General features: G+C 72.5%; 12 protein-coding genes. 3 read left to right on the top strand and 9 right to left on the bottom strand.

The genetic code is table 11. The features are described from left to right. Nucleotides 1-10 precede the first annotated feature (10 nt). The 6 genes from Drose_RS12530 to Drose_RS12505 all read right to left on the bottom strand — a co-directional run bounded on the left by Drose_RS12530 (nt 11) and on the right by Drose_RS12505 (nt 9,711). The gene (locus tag Drose_RS12530; RefSeq protein ID WP_260728348.1) at nt 11-1,339 is read right to left on the bottom strand and encodes a C39 family peptidase; all 1,329 of its coding nucleotides are present in this window, start codon (nt 1,337-1,339) and stop codon (nt 11-13) included. Nucleotides 1,340-1,533: 194 nt separating this feature from the next. Further along, complete coding sequence (locus Drose_RS12525; RefSeq protein ID WP_260728347.1) at nt 1,534-1,893, bottom strand: hypothetical protein; 360 nt, start codon at nt 1,891-1,893, stop codon at nt 1,534-1,536. A gap of 177 nt (nt 1,894-2,070) precedes the next feature. Beyond that, nucleotides 2,071-4,065: an N-acetylmuramoyl-L-alanine amidase gene (locus Drose_RS12520; RefSeq protein WP_260728346.1), complete on the bottom strand. Its 1,995-nt coding sequence runs from the start codon at nt 4,063-4,065 to the stop codon at nt 2,071-2,073. A 306-nt stretch (nt 4,066-4,371) separates the two neighbouring features. Next, a complete protein-coding gene (locus Drose_RS12515; protein ID WP_260728345.1) occupies nt 4,372-5,640 on the bottom strand; it encodes a CHAT domain-containing protein in 1,269 nt (422 codons plus the stop codon). A 385-nt stretch (nt 5,641-6,025) separates the two neighbouring features. Beyond that, complete coding sequence (locus Drose_RS12510) at nt 6,026-8,242, bottom strand: hypothetical protein (RefSeq protein ID WP_260728344.1); 2,217 nt, start codon at nt 8,240-8,242, stop codon at nt 6,026-6,028. Then, on the bottom strand, nt 8,239-9,711 hold the full coding sequence (locus tag Drose_RS12505) for a hypothetical protein (protein WP_260728343.1): 1,473 nt from the start codon (nt 9,709-9,711) through the stop codon (nt 8,239-8,241). The genes Drose_RS12510 and Drose_RS12505 overlap by 4 nt, the downstream gene beginning before the upstream one ends. 251 nt (nt 9,712-9,962) lie before the next feature. Between Drose_RS12505 and Drose_RS12500 the strand changes: the two genes are divergently transcribed. Beyond that, the gene (locus Drose_RS12500) at nt 9,963-11,384 is read left to right on the top strand and encodes an RtcB family protein (RefSeq protein ID WP_260729702.1); all 1,422 of its coding nucleotides are present in this window, start codon (nt 9,963-9,965) and stop codon (nt 11,382-11,384) included. Between the two features lie 7 nt (nt 11,385-11,391). On the opposite strand, the gene Drose_RS12495 is transcribed toward Drose_RS12500, so the two are convergent. Continuing rightward, nucleotides 11,392-11,817 (bottom strand): archease, encoded by a 426-nt coding sequence (locus Drose_RS12495; protein ID WP_313900045.1) that lies wholly within the window; start codon nt 11,815-11,817, stop codon nt 11,392-11,394. Between the two features lie 27 nt (nt 11,818-11,844). Beyond that, entirely contained in the window at nt 11,845-12,369 is a 525-nt protein-coding gene (locus Drose_RS12490; RefSeq protein WP_260728341.1) for a 2'-5' RNA ligase family protein, read from the bottom strand. A gap of 81 nt (nt 12,370-12,450) precedes the next feature. Here Drose_RS12490 and Drose_RS12485 point away from each other — a divergent pair, with 81 nt between their 5' ends. Continuing rightward, on the top strand, nt 12,451-13,245 hold the full coding sequence (locus tag Drose_RS12485; RefSeq protein ID WP_260728340.1) for a Mut7-C ubiquitin/RNAse domain-containing protein: 795 nt from the start codon (nt 12,451-12,453) through the stop codon (nt 13,243-13,245). Here Drose_RS12485 and Drose_RS12480 read toward each other — a convergent pair. Continuing rightward, nucleotides 13,169-13,696: a hypothetical protein gene (locus Drose_RS12480; RefSeq protein ID WP_260728339.1), complete on the bottom strand. Its 528-nt coding sequence runs from the start codon at nt 13,694-13,696 to the stop codon at nt 13,169-13,171. The two genes, Drose_RS12485 and Drose_RS12480, sit on opposite strands and share 77 nt — an antisense overlap. Before the next feature lie 474 nt (nt 13,697-14,170). Between Drose_RS12480 and Drose_RS39030 the strand changes: the two genes are divergently transcribed. Beyond that, nucleotides 14,171-16,000, top strand: a complete 1,830-nt coding sequence (locus Drose_RS39030) for a transposase (RefSeq protein WP_390891373.1) — start codon at nt 14,171-14,173, stop codon at nt 15,998-16,000. Nucleotides 16,001-16,150: the final 150 nt, after the last annotated feature.

Here is a 16,150-nt window from a genome sequence, read left to right as displayed (position 1 = left end):
AGTGTCGGTGTCACCAGTTGTCCGAGCCGGGCACCTTCGGCAACCGCTTCCAGCTCGGCGCGATCACGTAGGCGATCCCGCCGCTGCCGGAGCCGACGGTACCGTTCGCGCGGTACCGTTTCGTGCGCAGCCACACCTGCTCGAACTCCGTGCGCTTGTAGACGTTGCGCACGGCGTCGTTGGACGACGAGGCCGGGTCGTTGACGATCACGTCGCCGTCGGCGGTGAACCCGACGATGACGAACAGGTGGCCCGACGTCCCGTAGTTCGCCCCGGTCAGCTCCGTGGCGAGGAACGACTGGGACGTGACGACCGGGATGCCGGCGGCGATGAACCGCTCGACCTCGTCGAGCGAGTGCAGCCGGGTCACGATGCCGGTCAGGCCGTAGGTCGCGGCGTACGCGGTGTTGAACGGCCAGTTGCCGGCGCCTCGGTACGTCCAGTCGTACGTGCCGCGGGCCGCGTGGTCGACCTGCGGGTCGGCGTAGGACGGGTCGACCCAGGCGAGGTCCTCGGGCGTCGGGTGGTGGCCCCAGTACTCGACGACCATCTGCGTCGACGTCGGCGAGCACCACGCCTCGCCGCCGCCGTCGTACTCCGGGTACTCCCCCTGGTGGATGTTCTGCGAGTACCTCGGCACGGCCAGTTCCCGGCCCCAGGCGATGTGGCCGGCGCTCGGCTGGACGGTGAAGCGGTCCGGGACGTTCGAGGACATGGCGCCGACCTGGAACACCTGCGGCGCCGCGGCCGAGCCCGGCGTGCGGAACAGCGTGACCCGCAGCCGGTAGGCCTGCAGCAGCACGCCCTTGCTCGTGTCGTCGATGGCGAACGTGTCGGTCCAGATCGAGGAAACCCCGTCACCCTGGCCGTCTACGGTGGCGCGCTTGATGTCCTGGTCGCCCTTGGCCCAGCGACCCATGACGTAACGCGGGGTCGACCGGCCGTCGGTGTAGGTGCCCTCCAGTTCGACCCGCAACCACGTGCCGGACGGGGTGTCGGCGTTCCACGACGCGACCAGCTCGCTCGCGCCGAAACCGACCCGCTGCGGCGGTGAGGTCCAGGTGGCGTACTCCCACGTGCGGGTGGTGCCGGTGTGCGGGTCGGTGAACTCGGTGGTGCCCGCGGCCCGGCCGATGGTCAGGAACGGCTTGTGGCCGGGCACCGCCAGGGTGCCCTCCGACGTGCCGCCGCGCCACTGCGGGAACGTCTGCCACCGGTGGAACGTGATCTGCTCGTCGTGGTTGACCGGCTTCGGCTTCGCCGCCGCGGGGGACGCCGGCGCGGTCGACACCAGGACGGCGGCGACGGCGAGCGCGACGGTGGCTGATGATCGTCTCATGTGCCCTCCGGGTGAAGGTCGCGACGCCCCGGCGGTCCGCCGTCGCGTGCGCGCCGGCGGCCGGCCCGGGCGGACGGCCGACGGATGGACGGCACTCTATACCGGCATCGCGTCGATGTCGATACCTTTCAACCATTGGCGCACCGTCGAAGGTTTCTTACGAACAGACCGCCCGGCGGTGGCGGACGGTCCGCTCAGCACCGCACACCCTGCTTGCCCAGCTCCGCGACGAGCGCCGCGGCCGTCATGTTCCGGAAGTTGACGTCCTTGCCGTTGGCGGTCTCGACGACCCAGTCCTTGCTGCCGGGATCCTGCTCCACCTCGACGGTGCAGCTTCCGGCCTTCGCCGTCGCCTCGTAGTCGTCGAGCTTCTTCTCGTTCTTCTTCTTTTTCGAGTTGTACTTCGAGTCGTAGTCGGCCTCGGCGTCGACGTCCGTGTAGCCCGCCTTGCGGAGCTGGCTCTCCAGTTGGTCGGCCTGTGAGCTACAGGCCGCAAGACCCGCGCCGACGATGCCGAAAATCGTGACCGCAACGGCCGTACGCGCAGCACGCATCACGTGATGATCCTTTCCGTCAGGGGTGGGACGGCGTCGCGGGCACGGAGCCATCCGGTCATCCCATGATCGGCAACCGCGTCAAGGCCGCGCTGTCACGGCCCCGACACCGGCACGGACGGGTAACCGCGGTCCGGGGGTGTCGCCGGACACCCCCGGACCGCGGTCCGCGCCGGATCAGGGCCCGGGCACGAACGACGGCAGGATCTGCACGTCGTCGAGGTTCACGTACATGATCCGGTGGCCGAACTGGACCTGCGCGTACTTCGTCTGGCCACGGACCACCGTCCAGTCACCCGGCGCGGAGCCGTCGAACGTCACCGCCCGGTAGTACTCGCCCGGGACGATGGTGCCCATGGCGTACCGCTGGCCGGCGGCGAAGGTGTACTGCAGCGGCGTGATCGCCTGGTAGGGCACGCCGGGCGGATACGCGGCCCGCTCGGGGTAGGCCCGCCCGTAGACCGGGACGGTCGCCTTGCCGGGCTTGGGGACCACGACGAACCCGGTCGACCACTTCGCGGCCGGCTTGGAGCGCGGGTTGTGGAACCACCCCTTCTGGCCGAGGTACCAGATCGCCGTCCAGTCGCCCTGCCGGTCGGCGACCGCGTAGGTCTGCCCGGCCGCGGCGCGGGCCCCGTGGTCGGCGATCTCCATCGTGGCCGGCCCGCCGGCCGGGTTCAGGCCCACGTCGCTCAGCAGCGGAGCGCCGGCGTCCGGCGCGGTGCGCAGGATCACCGACGACGAGCCGTGCGGCGGGCACGGGTTCGTCGCCGCGCCGGTGCAGCCGGTGAACCGCGGCTGGTTGGTCGCGTAGTCGGGGTCGATCGTCACCAGGCCGGTCCGGTCGGTGCCGAACTGGGTGAACGGCGCGTGCAGCAGGTCGAAGTAGTGGCTCCAGTCCCAGTACGGACCGGGGTCCCAGTGCATGCCCCGCACCGTCGAGGGGACGGTGCCGGGGACGTTGTCGTGCCCGATGATGTGGTTGCGGTCCAGCGGGATCGACAGCCGCTGCGCCAGGTAGCGGACCAGCTTCGCCGACGACCGGTACATCGCCTCGGTGTACCAGGCGCCCTGCTGCGCCGCGTAGCCCTCGTGCTCGAGGCCGACCGACTTCGCGTTGACGTACCAGTTGCCGGCCTGCCACGCGACGTCCTTGGTCTTCACGTGCTGCGCGACGTGCCCGTCGACCGAACGCAGCGTGTAGTGCCAGCTCACGTACGTCGGATCCTGCACGAGGCCGATCGTGCCGGCGTAGCTGGTCTCGGTGTCGTGGATGACGATGTACTCGATCCGCTGCCGGCCCGGCCGGTCGCTCAGGTCGTGGTTGCCGTAGTCGCCGGCGTCGGGGCCGTACTGCTCGTAGGGCGCGGGAATCCACTCGCACGAGATGTCGGCCGGGCACTCCAGGCCGTCCGGGCGGGCCGGCGGCTTGCGCAGGCCGAGGCGGTCCAGCCAGGTCCTGACCGGGTGGATGCCGGGCTGCGCGGCGAGTGTCACCGGGTGGCCGTCGTCGGTGGTGCGGGCGGCACCGTCGCGCAGGGTCGCGTAGACCTCGTCGGCGAACGCGGCCGCGGCGTCGGTGGTCTCGGCGCCGCTGTAGCGCGCCACCGCGCCGTACCAGCCGGCGGGATCGCTGCCGGCGCCGGCCGGGCCGCCGGCCTCGCGCTGGTAGGCGGCGAGCAGCGCGGCACCGCCGCGGATGTTGGCCGCAGGGTCGGTGCGCAGGGTCTCCTTGGCCGCGCCGGTGAGCGCCGCGGCCCGGTCGAGCGTCTGCAGCGCCGGCCCGCCCGCGGTGGTCGTGCCGGCCCGCCGGCCGGCCTTCGTGCCGCGCGCGCCGTCGCCGCGCGGGTCCTCGGAGGGGTCGTCGTGGTGCTGCGCCGTCGCCGCGAGGGCGGCCGCGTCGGTCAGGTGCATCGGCCCGAAGCCCGCGCCGGTGCTGGGCGCGCCCCGGTTGGTGTCCCACCGTGACTCCAGGTAGGAGACGCCGAGCAGGATGCTCAGCGGCACGCCGGAGGCGGCGGACGCCGCGGCGTAGTCGGCCTGGCGGCCGTCCGGCCCGGCCGCCGACGCGGTGCCGGCGGTGAGGGCCGCGGCGCCCAGCGACGCGACGACGGTGGTGGTGGTGGTGGTGAGAAGGGCGATGGTGGTGAGGGAGTTGCGACGTAAACGCATCGAACCTCCTGACTGTACATGGTTACGCACAGCGTGGCTCCATGAATCCTTGCCGTCAATCCCTTGCACTTCGTTGCCATGTGGCGTAGAAAATCTTCATCACCGTCGTGCCGGGTCCTCTGATCCGCACCGCCGGCGTCCGATCGTCACGCCGCCCGGCGCTCCCGCCGGCCGGGCGGCGGCGACCACCGGCGGTCAGCGGGCGTTCAACCGCTCCGCGACCCGGCCGGGCGTCACCCCCGCCGCTCGCGACGGCCGCGCGCCCGTGCCGACGGCGGATGCCGGCGCGGGTCGGCCCTCGTGGCGCTACGGGCCGGGCGGGAACAGCAGGGGGGTCAGGTGCTGCTGTTCGAGCGCCGGTCGGGAGCGGATGTGCGCGCGGCCCCGCGCGAAGGCGTCCGGCACGGACCAGCCGGCGAACAGCGCCTGGTAGAACCCGACGCTGAACTGGATCGCGGCCTCGTCGCCGATCTGGTAGCGCATGCCGACGACGTGGTCGATCCGGGTGGACAGGATCTTGGCCAGGTGGATCGAGTGGCACGCGTTCACGACCACACAGCGGATCGTGGCGCGGTGCTGGCCGAACAGTTCGGCCAGGCCCTCGGGGGTGATCGAGTCCCGATAGCCGTATTCGTCCTCGACGCACAGGTTGCCCCCGGCGTCACCGTGGCCGGAGAAGTGGACCACGTGCGGTTCGTAGTCGATCAGGGCCTGGCTGATGTCGTCGAAGCGGGACGCGGGGCACAGCTCGATGCGGTACTGCTCGCGCTGCCGGCTGAGTTGCAGTTTCTCCTTGACCTTGCGCATCTCCAGGTCCGACCGCAGCGGTGACATGTCGCGCGGGCTCGCGGCCAGGTACAGGACGATCTGTTCGCCGGACGTCGGGTCGCGACGAGGTTCGACGGCGCGAACGGCGATGTTGACGTCGTCCTGCTGGGTGCGGGTGCGGATCTCGCCGCCGAGGTCGCGATAGCGGTAGGTGGTGCGGACCGTGACCGGCACGTGCTGGCCCCCTTCGGCGGCGTTCACGTGGAACGAGTACCTCGCGGTCGTGCCGTCGTCGAGGGTCGTGATCCTGGAGCGTTTGCCGTCGGTCGCGAACGGACCCTCCACCGCCACGGTGACGTCGTCGAGCGGGACGCCGGTGCCGTTGGAGACCCTGATCCGCAGCAGGTCCCAGGCGCCGAGGTCCAGCTCGCCGTCTTCGCACTCGACCCGCAGGCGGCCGGTGGGCTGCCTGATCAGCACCGGTGGCGGCGCCGGCTTCGCCACCAGGCCGGCGCGGAAGTCGGTGACCCGGACCGGCAGGTCGTTCTCGTCGCGGTAGGAGAAGTTGATGCTGGTCAGCTCGAACGGGCCGGGCCGGCGCGCCTCGACGGAGATCGTGTGCGTGTGCGTGTGCCCGGCGGGGAGGGCCGGGATGTCCACCTGGCCGGAGCCTCGCACGAGCACGAGGCCGGGCGGCAGCCGAGGCTTGAACACGACGTTAAAGCACGGGCCGGGGCCCGGGTTGCGGAACCGGATCGCCAACGACGACGCCTGGCCGACCACGACGTCGCCGGGTGCGACGGACACTTCGATCATGGTCTGCCCACCGGACCGGGCCGGCCGACGACCTGCGGACGCGGGTCGGCCCAGCCGTGGCGCTTCGGCGCCCCTTTGTGGAACCGGTCCACGCAGTCACGACAATGCATCGCCGGCCTCGGTACGGTCGCGGCGATCCGCAGCGCCGGCTCCGGCGGCGGCGCCGGAGCGGGATTGGCGGGCGGGCCAGGCGGAACCGGTGGAACCGGTCGAACCGGTGGAACCGGCAGCGCCGACGGTGCCGCCGCGGTGCCGGCGAACGCGTCGTCGGACACGACCACCCAGCCGTGCTCTGCGCACACCGGCATCCCGCAGTGGTGGCACAGGAAGATCTGACTCACGTGCCGGGACTCGCCGTTGATCCCGCAGTTGACGTTCATGACGCTGCCCCCAGCTCGTTGATTTCCGCATCGATCCGAGCGACGATCCGGCCGTAGGTCTCGTCCGAGATCCGGCCCGTGATCACCGCGTCGTCGGCGGCCTCCCGCTGCCGCCGCAGATCCGCCAACCGGCCCGCGAATCCGTTGGACGGAGGCGCGGGAACGCTCTCGTCGGGCGTCTCGCGCGGTGCCGGCACCGTGACCGCCGCCACCGTCACGACGTCGTCCGGCAGCCGTGCCGCGTCCGGTTCGAGCACCTGGCCGTGCACGACGTGTCCCGCCGGCCCGGGAAGCGACCGCCCGCCGCCGGTCCGGTCGGCGCGCGCGGACAACACCTGCGTCACCCGGTCGTGCAGGCCGGTCCACGTGTCCTCGATCCTCCGCAGCAGCTCGTCACCCTGCCGGTCCGCCTCGATCGTCGCCGACGAGAGGTCGGCCGGGCTGCCGGTGTCCTCGAAGGGGCTCCGCCTGTCGACCAGGGTCCCCCTCGCGTACGCACCCTTGACGGTGACCTGCGCGACCGTCATGCCGGAAAACCCGCCGGCCATGGCGATCTCGTCGCCACGCAGGCTGATGTCGAAGTCCACCGGGAACAGTCCGACGTAGAGCCGGCCCGCGATGTCCCACACGCGGTTGACCACACCCGGCCGGCCGTCGTCGCGGTACGGCTGATGCTCCACGACGCTCTTGACGTAGTAGCCGTCCGCGCTGATCGCGTTGGTCAGCTCCGCGACGATGCGATGGTCCGGCACGATCCCGCGAAACTCGTCGACCCGGTGGCGGCCGTGCCTGAGGTCGTCCTCGTCGTGCTCGTCCGGCACCACCCGCTCGTCCTGGTAGCGAATCGAGCGGAGACTGACGTCGAAGCCGACGGCCACCTTCGTGCGCGTCGTCGTCGGCGGCGGATGGCCCGTTCCGCCACCCGGCAGGAAGAAGCCGACGCCCTTCACTCCGGACAGCAGGCCGTTGAACGTGGCCTCCAGGGTCCCGGCGAGCGTGAGCCTGGTCCGGGTGCCGTCGTCAGGCCCGGTGAAGTCGCCGGCGGCGGGCCCGGCCGACTCGGAGACCTCGGTGATGGGCCGCTCGAAGCGCAGCTTCAACGTGAGGCTCCGCGCCCCCTTCACGTCCGGCTTGAGCTGCTTCCATCGGATGATCCGCCGGCCCGCGGACCGGCCGATCTCGACCCGGCCGGGAGCGAAGCTCTCCACACTGCCCCAGCTCGCCGGCACCTCCAGCGCCACGAGGTCGAACATGGCGAGCCCGAGCCGCTGGCCGTCGGCACCGAGATCGTTCCAGTGCAGGTCGATCTCGAGGCTCCGGCGGTCCGAGGACGGCACCAGCGACGGGACGATCCACAGGGGAATCTCCCGAGGGCTGCGGTCGTCCTGCACCTCGTAGCCGATGACGAGGTTGGACTCGCGCTGTGGCAGCTCGGGGTCGTCGGGGAACAGCTCGTGCGCGTCCGCGGAGTCGCCGCCGAGCACGATGCCGGTGCCGCCGGGGAGAAGCGGCACCGGTCCGGCACGGAACGCGAGGCCGACGTCGCCGCGCACCATCAGGTATCCGGCGGAGAACGGCACCGGATCGGACTCCGGCACGGCGAACTTCTTGCGGTAGGCGCGCAGCACCAGGTGGCCGTCGTTGGCTGACAGGTTGACCTTCATCTCGCCGTCGAGGGAGTCCACGGTGCTCGTGTACTCCCCGTGCTCAAGCCGGACGTAGCCGGTGAGCCGTTCGAGCATGTCGACCGCGTTCACCTGCGGAACGAGCGGCAACGGCGGCCGGACGGTGCGCTCGGCCTGCATCCGGTGCACGAGCAGCGCGCCGCCGGTCAGAGCCGCGCCGATCAGCATCAGCACCAGGCCGGTGGCCACGGAGGCGAACAGCAGCAGGAAGCCGAGCGCGAAGCTGCCGGCGCCGGCCGCGACCCAGGGCAGCGGGAAGCCGCGGACCAGGTGGTCGTGGTCCTTGCAGTGATGGACGGCCTCGCGCAGGCCACCCAGCCGCAACCCGGCGAGCTCCTTGCTGATCGGCCTCGCCTCCTCGATCGCGTCACCCAGGGCCGGGCCCCGGGCGCCGCCTTGCCGGAAGACGAGGGGGCTGTGCTGCCGGCACATCGGCCGCTGGCAGTGGTGGCAGACCGAGAAGACGGTCTCGGAGCCGCATTCGTAGCAGCGCACGCGCGGCGCTCGGTTCACCAGGACCCCGGTCATGAGGCACCGACTTCCCTCGACATCTGGTGGAAACGGAAGCGTTCGCGCAGCTTCTGCTGGAACGCGTTCATCTCGCGGGTGAGCTCGCGGTGGTCGCGCGGCAGCGTGCCGAGCACCGACACCTTGAGCTGGCCGCTCTCGGCACTGCCCTTGAGCTTCACGCTGGAGGACGTGATGTGCTCGCGGTCCAGGATGGCCCGCTTGCCCTCGACCGCGACCAGCAGGTCCAGATCGTCGGGGCCCTGGCTGCGGTGTGCCAGGACCAGCCACATCGGTGCCAGGGGATCCTGTGGCGTCTGCGGCCGCGGGTTCTCCACCGTGAACTTCGAGTTGCGCAGCACCGTGACGATGTCGGTGATACGCATCTCGTCGGGGATGATGTCGTCGAAGACGAACTGCTGGTACGGCGAGAACGTCCGCCCGGCGAAGATGTCGGCCGGGTAGACCATCGTGCGGAGGTTCAGCTTCGTGACGTGCTCCGGCTGCCTGACCTGCGGCCGTCCGGTCGCGTCGTAGGAGCGTGCCTCCAGGCCGGAGAGCAGGTAGTTCGGGATCTCCACGCGCGCGCTGACCTCGAGCCGTTCCTGCTCGAACAGCTCGCCGGGGTGGCCGACCGCGAGCACGCACACCACGCTGTGGAAGATCCGCGTCCCGGCCTCACCACGCTTCGGAGCGCCGTCCTCGACCACCTCGAACGTGGGGACGTCGGTCCATTCCAGCCGGCTCTTCACGGGGTTGTAGCGGACCGCCGCCTGCCGCACCCGCGGCTCGGGACCCGGTGGGATCTCCCCGACGTACAGCTCCGTGCTCTGCATCGACGTCAGGGTCGGCCACTCGACCGACATGTGCTTGACGACGGGTTCGATCTTCCGCTGAAAACCGCTCTTGACCGGCAGGGACACCTTGACCTTGAACGTGAACAGCAGCTTGCTGGTGAAGCTCGCCTCCTGCCGGAGCCGCTCGATGAGCCACGACGGATTCTCGCGGCCGCGGGTCATCAGCGTCCGCACGCCCGCGAACGCGTCGGTCAGACTGTCCGGGTCGTCGAGCCACACCTCGAGCTGCACCGGGTACACCGGCGCGTGGTCCGGACCGTAGTCGTAGCCGATGACGCACGCCTGCCGGTCGCCGCTCAGGTCGAGACTGCCGTCGTGCTTCGCCACCGGCACGCTCACCGGGATGGTGCCGGCCTGGCTGTGGTGGCGCATGGCGCCGCGCAGCCCGTTCGTGTTCGTGTGGTCGGCGAGCAGCAGATGTCCGACCGTCGCGCGATGCTCTCCCGCGCCGCCGCGCCGGCCGAGCACCCGCTCCACGTCGGCCACCGCCTGCCGCGTGAAGAACCGGCTCCCGTCGTACGGAACGGTGATCTCGATCCGGCCGCTACCGTCCCCGACCTGCTCGGTGGTCGGGTTGCGGGAGATCTCCTGTTCCACGGCGTAGGTCTCGCAAAGCTCGACCTTCTCCGGCATCGCGCGGGCATACAGTGTGTCATCGCCACGCGCACGCCGCGGCCCAAGCATGGACACGTTCCTCAACCTCCTGCGGGTCCGGGTGATCCCCTCCATCCGGTATCTGACGGACAGCTTCCGGCTCGCGTTTGGCCAGGGTGTCGGGAAACTCGGCTCCCGGGCCAAGTGCTCCCGCACCCTGATCGTGAACGGCCCGGCCGGTTCGCGAGTGCGGGATTATCGGCCGCCGGCGGCGGGTAGGCGGGGTGAGCGTGAGGCTGGTGCAGGAGTCCGACTACCGGTTCCGCATCGATCCGTGCGGCGGGATGCGGGTGCCGGGCGTGGTGTTCGCGTCGCGGGCCCTCCTGCCCGACCCTGCCGCCGACAAGTCCCTCGAGCAGGTGGCCAACGTCGCGACGCTGCCCGGGGTGGTCGAGGCGTCGTACGCCATGCCGGACATGCACTGGGGGTACGGGTTCCCGATCGGCGGGGTCGCCGCCACCGACGTCGACGCCGGCGGGGTGGTCTCCCCCGGCGGGGTCGGGTTCGACATCTCCTGCGGGGTCCGGCTGCTCGCCGCCGACCTCGACCGGCGGGAGCTCACCGAGCCGGCGGTGCGGGGGCTGATGGACGGGCTCGACGCGGCGATCCCCCGCGGCATGAGCCACCGCGCGGTGTGGACGCTGCACGACGCCCGGCAGCTTCGGGAGGTCCTGGCAGAGGGCGCCCGGTACGCTGTACAGCGGCATCACGGGGTACCACGGGATCTCGAACGCTGCGAGGACACCGGCGCGATGGCGGGCGCCGACCCCGGGCAGGTCGGCGAGCGGGCGGTGCGGCGCGGGCTGGGCCAGGTGGGCAGCCTCGGGTCGGGCAACCACTTCCTGGAGGTCCAGGCCGTCGACCGGGTGTACGACGAGCGGGTGGCGGGCGCGTTCGGGCTGCGGGCCGGCCAGGTGTGCGTGATGATCCACTGCGGGTCGCGCGGGCTCGGTCACCAGATCTGCACCGACTACGTGCGGGTCATGGAGCGCGCCGCCGGCAGGTTCGGCATCACGGTGCCCGACCGGCAGCTCGCGTGCACGCCGGTCACGTCGCCGGAGGGCCGGGCGTACCTCGGGGCGATGGCGGCGGCGGCCAACTACGCTCGCGCCAACCGGCAGCTCCTCGCCGAGGCGGCCGGGCACGTGTTCGACCGGATCACCGGGCGGGAGCTGGCGCTGGTGTACGACATCTCGCACAACCTCGCCAAGCTCGAGACGCACGAGGTCGCCGGTGCGGCGCGGCGGCTGTGCGTGCACCGTAAGGGCGCCACCCGGGCGCTGCCGCCGGGCCATCCGGACCTGCCGGCGGACCTGCACGACACCGGGCAGCCGGTGCTCATCCCGGGCACCATGGGCACCGCGTCCTACGTGCTCACCGGCCGGGCGGGCGGGCCGGCGTTCGCGTCGACGTGCCACGGCGCCGGCCGTGCGCTCAGCCGCCACCAGGCGGCCAAGGTGGTGCGCGGCCAGGAGCTCCGCCGGCGCCTGGAGGCCGGCGGCATCGCGGTGCGCGGTGCGTCGTGGCGCGGCCTGGCCGAGGAGACCCCGGAGGCGTACAAGGACATCGACGCCGTCGTGGACGCGGCGCAGGGTGCCGGGCTGTGCGCGCGGGTCGCGCGGCTGGTGCCGATCGGCGTGGTCAAGGGATAGCGGCTGGTCACACGTCCAGGGTCACCGAGCACGTCCAGCCGGCGCCCTCCCGACCGAACCGCAGGTCGTGCAGCGAGACCGCCTTCGGCACGGCACCCACCGGCTCCGCCAGGCCGGTGTCGGCCGTCGCCAGCTCCACGTCGAGACCGCCGTCGCCGGGCACCACCCGCGCCGAGACCGGGAGCCGGCCGATGGTGTCGATCAGGAAAATGACCTCGTCGAGCACCGCGACCAGCAGGTCGGGATCGGCGCCGGGCCCGGTCCGGAACCGCACCGCCGTGGTCGCCACCCCGGCCGGCACCTCGGCGAAGCTGTCCACCATCGCCGCGACCGCCTCGGCGACGCAGCGCTCCCGCGACGGCGCCCACGCCTCGAACCGCACGTCCGCGGTGTGCGGCACCGCCCGGTGCCCCGACTCCGGTCGTTCGCCCATCATCGTCTCCAGCCTGCCACCTGCGGATCACGGCACGTTCGGCAGCGGCCACAGCTCCCCGGTCCCGCTGTCGATGAGCGCGGCGCGGGTGATCCGGGCGGTGAGGGGCAGCATGCCGAAGACGGTGGTGGCGACGACCGGCAGTTGCTCGGACCGGGCGCGCGTGGCGACCGAGCAGTGCGGGAGCCAGGCACCGATCTCGTAGTGGGCGTGCACCAGCGCACCGGTGGCGCGGACCGCCTCGACGACGCCCTGCTGCCGGGCGACGAGGTCGGCCGGCACGGCGGGGACGAGGCAGACCCGGCCCCGGCGGAAGGCGCCGAGCGCGTCGAACGTGACCTCGCAGGCACCCCGGTCCGGCAGCGCCACCACGGTGTCACGGACGGCGGCGAGGTCCCACCGCAGCAGGACGACATACGACAGATGCGGGTGGTGCGCCCCGTGGGTGTGCGAGCGAAGTGTCGCGATGCCCTGTTCCTCGAGCCGGTCCCAGAGGCTCGTCAGGGCGCGCTCGGCCCGGCTGTCGAAGAGCAGGCAGACGGCCAGGGCCACCGCTCGACAGTAGCTCCGCCGGCCACCGGAGCGGACCGCGTCGGCAGCGGGTCGAAGTCGGGTGGCACCTACTATGGACGGATGCGGCGGTCGACCGTGCGGGTCCGGGTGGCCGAGCCCTTGCGCTTCCTGCTGCCCGTCCGGCACCGCCACGGTGACGTGCGGGTGCCCGTCGACGGCGTGTCCACCGTGCGGCACCTCGTCGAGTCACTGGGCGTGCCCCGCACCGAGATCGGCGAGCTGCTCGTCAACGGGCGGCCGGTCGGGCCGGAAGCCCGCCCCGGCAAGGACGACGTGGTCGACGTCCGCCCGGTCGGCCGGCCCCAGCGGATCGCCGAGCCGCGGTTCGTGCTCGACGTGCACCTCGGCGCGCTGGCCCGCCGGATGCGCCTGCTCGGCCTCGACGTGGCCTACCGCAACGACGCCGAGGACGCGGAACTGGTCGCGCAGTCGGCGGCGGAGCGGCGCGTCGTGCTCACCCAGGACCGCGGCCTGCTGCGGCGGCGGGCGTTGACCGCCGGTGCGTACGTGCACGGTGCGCGCGCCGACGAACAGCTACGGGACGTCCTGAGCCGCTTCGACCCCCCGCTGACGCCGTGGTCGCGGTGTCCCGCCTGCAACGGCGGCGTCGAACCGGTCGCGAAGCCAGAGGTGGAGCACCTGCTCGAGCCGGGCACCCGCCGCTCCTACTCGACGTTCGCCCGCTGCCGGACGTGCGGGCGCGTCTACTGGCGCGGCGCGCACGCCGACCGGCTGGAGGCCGTCGTCGCCGCGGCGGCCCAGGCGCCGGACGCCGGCCTCAGGACGTCTGCACCGGACGGGGCTGCCCGGGACGCGACTGCGTGCCCGCACCGTCCCACTGGCACTGCACGCTGATCACGGCGTCGAGGGCCACGCTGTCGCCCGCCTTGTACGGCGCGGCCGCGTCGGCGGTGACGGACCAGCCGTTCGGCGGGGCGACGTCGACCAGCTTCGCGTCCACCGACACCAGGACCACCAGGGTGAAGCCCAGCAGCCGCAGGCGTTCGACGGCCTGGCCGCACTTCAGCCCGTGCAGCTCCGGGAAGCCGGCCCGGCGGTTGCCCGCTGCTAGCTGCCCGTCGCCGCCGGCCTCCCCTTGCCCTGACGGCGAAGGGGAGGCCGGCGCCGACCGGCGGTTGCTCGCCGAGCGGTCGTACGAGGCCGGCGTGTCCGCGGCGTGCGCCAGGAAGGCGAGGCCGACCACGCCGACGCACGCCGCACCAGCGACGGTCCGGCTCAGCCAGTCCGAGCGCCGCCGGGCGCCGTGCCGTCCCCGGCGGGCCCTGTCGAGAACGTTCGACCGCACGTCATTCACCGATGGCCATCTCCACACGATGCAGGCTCCGAACGGCGCCCCACGCCTGGGGTGGCACGGCGCGCTCGCTGCCCAATGTGGCATTTCCCGTGGCCGATTCGACGTGAGCGCACGGACGTCACCCGGCGGGCGGCGCAAGAACCACCATTCACTCCTGGACGGGGTGAGGCGGCCGGGTGAGCGCGGCGCATCGGCGGGTGAGCCGGCACGCGCCGGCACGGCCCGCGGGACGACCGGCCCACGGGCGGCCGGTGTCCACCGACCGACTGTCCACCGGCCGGTGGATGAGGCCGGGAGTGAGTTCTCCGGGCGAACGGGGTAGGTCACCTCGGCGGCAGGTGATCTCATGGTGAAAATTTCCGGTTGGTCACCCCTCCCGTCGATGCGCGACTGTCACCATGGGGGCCGACGACACGGCCTCGCCGTCAGTTCCGTTTCGCGATCCCGTCGAGGAGTACGTCTCCGGTGAACACCGCACTGCCCACAACGCCGAAACCCGCCCCGCCGAGTCAGGTCGACACCCCGCCGCCACCGGCGAAGCCGTCCCGGAGACGGGCCCGGCTCGTCGGGGTCGACGCCGCCCGGGGTGTGTCGCTGCTCGGCATGATCTCCCTGCACGCGTTGTACGAGGCCGACGGGGCCGGCAACCCGACCTGGTCGGAGCTGGCCTTCAGCGGCAAGGCCGCGGCGGCGTTCGCGCTGCTCGCCGGGGTCGGCGTCACGTTCGCGACCGGCCGCCGCCCGGCCCGCCGCGCCGACGCACGGGCCACGGTGGTGATGCTCGCCGTGCGCGCCCTGGCCATCGGCGCCATCGGGATGTACCTGGGCGGCATCGACACCATGCTGGACTCGGTGATCCTGCCGTACCTCGCGGTGGTGTTCCTGCTCGCGATCCCGCTGGTCTTCCTGCGCACCCGGGCGGTGGCGGTGATCGGCGTGGTCCTGGCCCTCGCCGGGCCCGTCGCCAACCACCTCCTGCTGCCGCACCTGCCGGCGCCGAGCCTGGCGAACCCGACGTTCGCCCGCCTGCTCGAGGATCCGGCCGGGATGCTCACCGAGCTGGCCCTCACCGGGTTCTACCCGTCGCCGGTCTGGCTGGCGTACATGTGCGCCGGCATCGTCATCGGGCGGCTTGACCTGACGCGGGCGAAGGTGGCGACCGTGCTGCTCGCCGCCGGGACGGTGCTCGCCGTCGCCGCGAAGGCGGCCTCGTGGCTGCTGCTGCACCGCTTCGGCGGCCTGGCGCACATCTGGGCCGCGCAGCCGCGCAGCGGGCTCACCACGGCCCAGACCGCCGACCTGCTCACGTTCGGCGGCAACGGCTACACGCCCTCCTCGACGTGGTGGTGGCTGGCGATCGACGCCCCGCACACGAGCACACCGGTCGACATCCTGGGCACCGCCGGGATCGCCGTCGCCGTGCTCGGGCTCATGCTGCTCGCCGGCCGCGTCACCGTGCCGGTCCTGCGCCACCTGGTCACGGCCGTGCTGGTGCCGCTGGCGGCGGCCGGCAGCATGACGCTGACCTTCTACTCCGCGCACGTCATGTTCATCAACTCCGACTACGACACGTACAGCGCGACGGGCGGCTGGCTCGTGCAGATCGTCGCCGTGGTGCTGGTCGCGCTCACCGTGCGGTTCACCGTGGGCCGCGGCCCGCTGGAGGCCGTCGTCGTCGCGCTGGCCACCCGTGCCCGCCGGGCGGCGGCCGAAGGTGCGACGCGGATGGCGGCCGGCGCCCCCGCGCCGGAGCCGCCGGAGCCACCGGAGCCACCGGAGCCGCCAGAGCCGCCAGAGCCGCCAGAGCCGCCGGCACCTTCCGGTCCGGCCGGACTGCCCGTGCCCGCGTCGGCGAAGACCGTGGCACCGGCACGACCGCGCCGGGACCGCCGCCCGGTCCGGCAGCCCGACCGCCGCCATCACGCGCGCCGCTGGGTGCGGCGGGGCCAGCAGCCGCCGTGGATCGTCTCGGACGCGCTGTGGCAGCGCATCGAGCCGTTGCTGGCCGAGGTGGAGCGCTCGGGACGGCATCCCGCCCACGACCGGATTCCGGACCGGCTGGTCCTGTGCGGCGTCCTGTTCGTCCTCTACACCCGCATTCCGTGGGAGCTCCTGCCGCACCAGCTCGGCTTCGGGTCGGGGGTGACCTGCCGGCGGCGGCTCGGCGAGTGGCACGCCGCCGGGGTGTGGCCGCGTCTCCACCAGATCCTGCTCGCCGAGCTGCATGGTGCTCACGGCGCCGAGCGGCCTGGGCGGTCCCTCGGCTCCCCGCCTGCGCGTACGGCGCTCTCGTAGCCGCCGGACCCCGGTCGCCACCGATCCGGGCCGTCCAGCCGGGCGGCCCGGATCTCCGCGTCGGTGCCGCCAGGCCGGTCCGAAATCCTTTGCAGAGTCGTTACAACCAACCGCTGACTCGCAGCCGTTGGTAGATTACTTTCACTCCAA

Source organism: Dactylosporangium roseum, from assembly GCF_025264685.1.
Classification (GTDB): Bacteria; Actinomycetota; Actinomycetes; order Mycobacteriales; family Micromonosporaceae; genus Dactylosporangium; species Dactylosporangium roseum.
This window is presented reverse-complemented; position numbering and strand designations above follow the sequence as displayed.

Coding starts and splice junctions, on each gene's coding strand:
- Drose_RS12530 (WP_260728348.1), bottom strand. CDS start 1,339: ATGAGACGATCATCAGCCACCGTCGCGCTCGCCGTCGCCGCCGTCCTG.
- Drose_RS12525 (WP_260728347.1), bottom strand. CDS start 1,893: ATGCGTGCTGCGCGTACGGCCGTTGCGGTCACGATTTTCGGCATCGTC.
- Drose_RS12520 (WP_260728346.1), bottom strand. CDS start 4,065: ATGCGTTTACGTCGCAACTCCCTCACCACCATCGCCCTTCTCACCACC.
- Drose_RS12510 (WP_260728344.1), bottom strand. CDS start 8,242: ATGACCGGGGTCCTGGTGAACCGAGCGCCGCGCGTGCGCTGCTACGAA.
- Drose_RS12505 (WP_260728343.1), bottom strand. CDS start 9,711: ATGCCGGAGAAGGTCGAGCTTTGCGAGACCTACGCCGTGGAACAGGAG.
- Drose_RS12495 (WP_313900045.1), bottom strand. CDS start 11,817: ATGGGCGAACGACCGGAGTCGGGGCACCGGGCGGTGCCGCACACCGCG.
- Drose_RS12485 (WP_260728340.1), top strand. CDS start 12,451: ATGCGGCGGTCGACCGTGCGGGTCCGGGTGGCCGAGCCCTTGCGCTTC.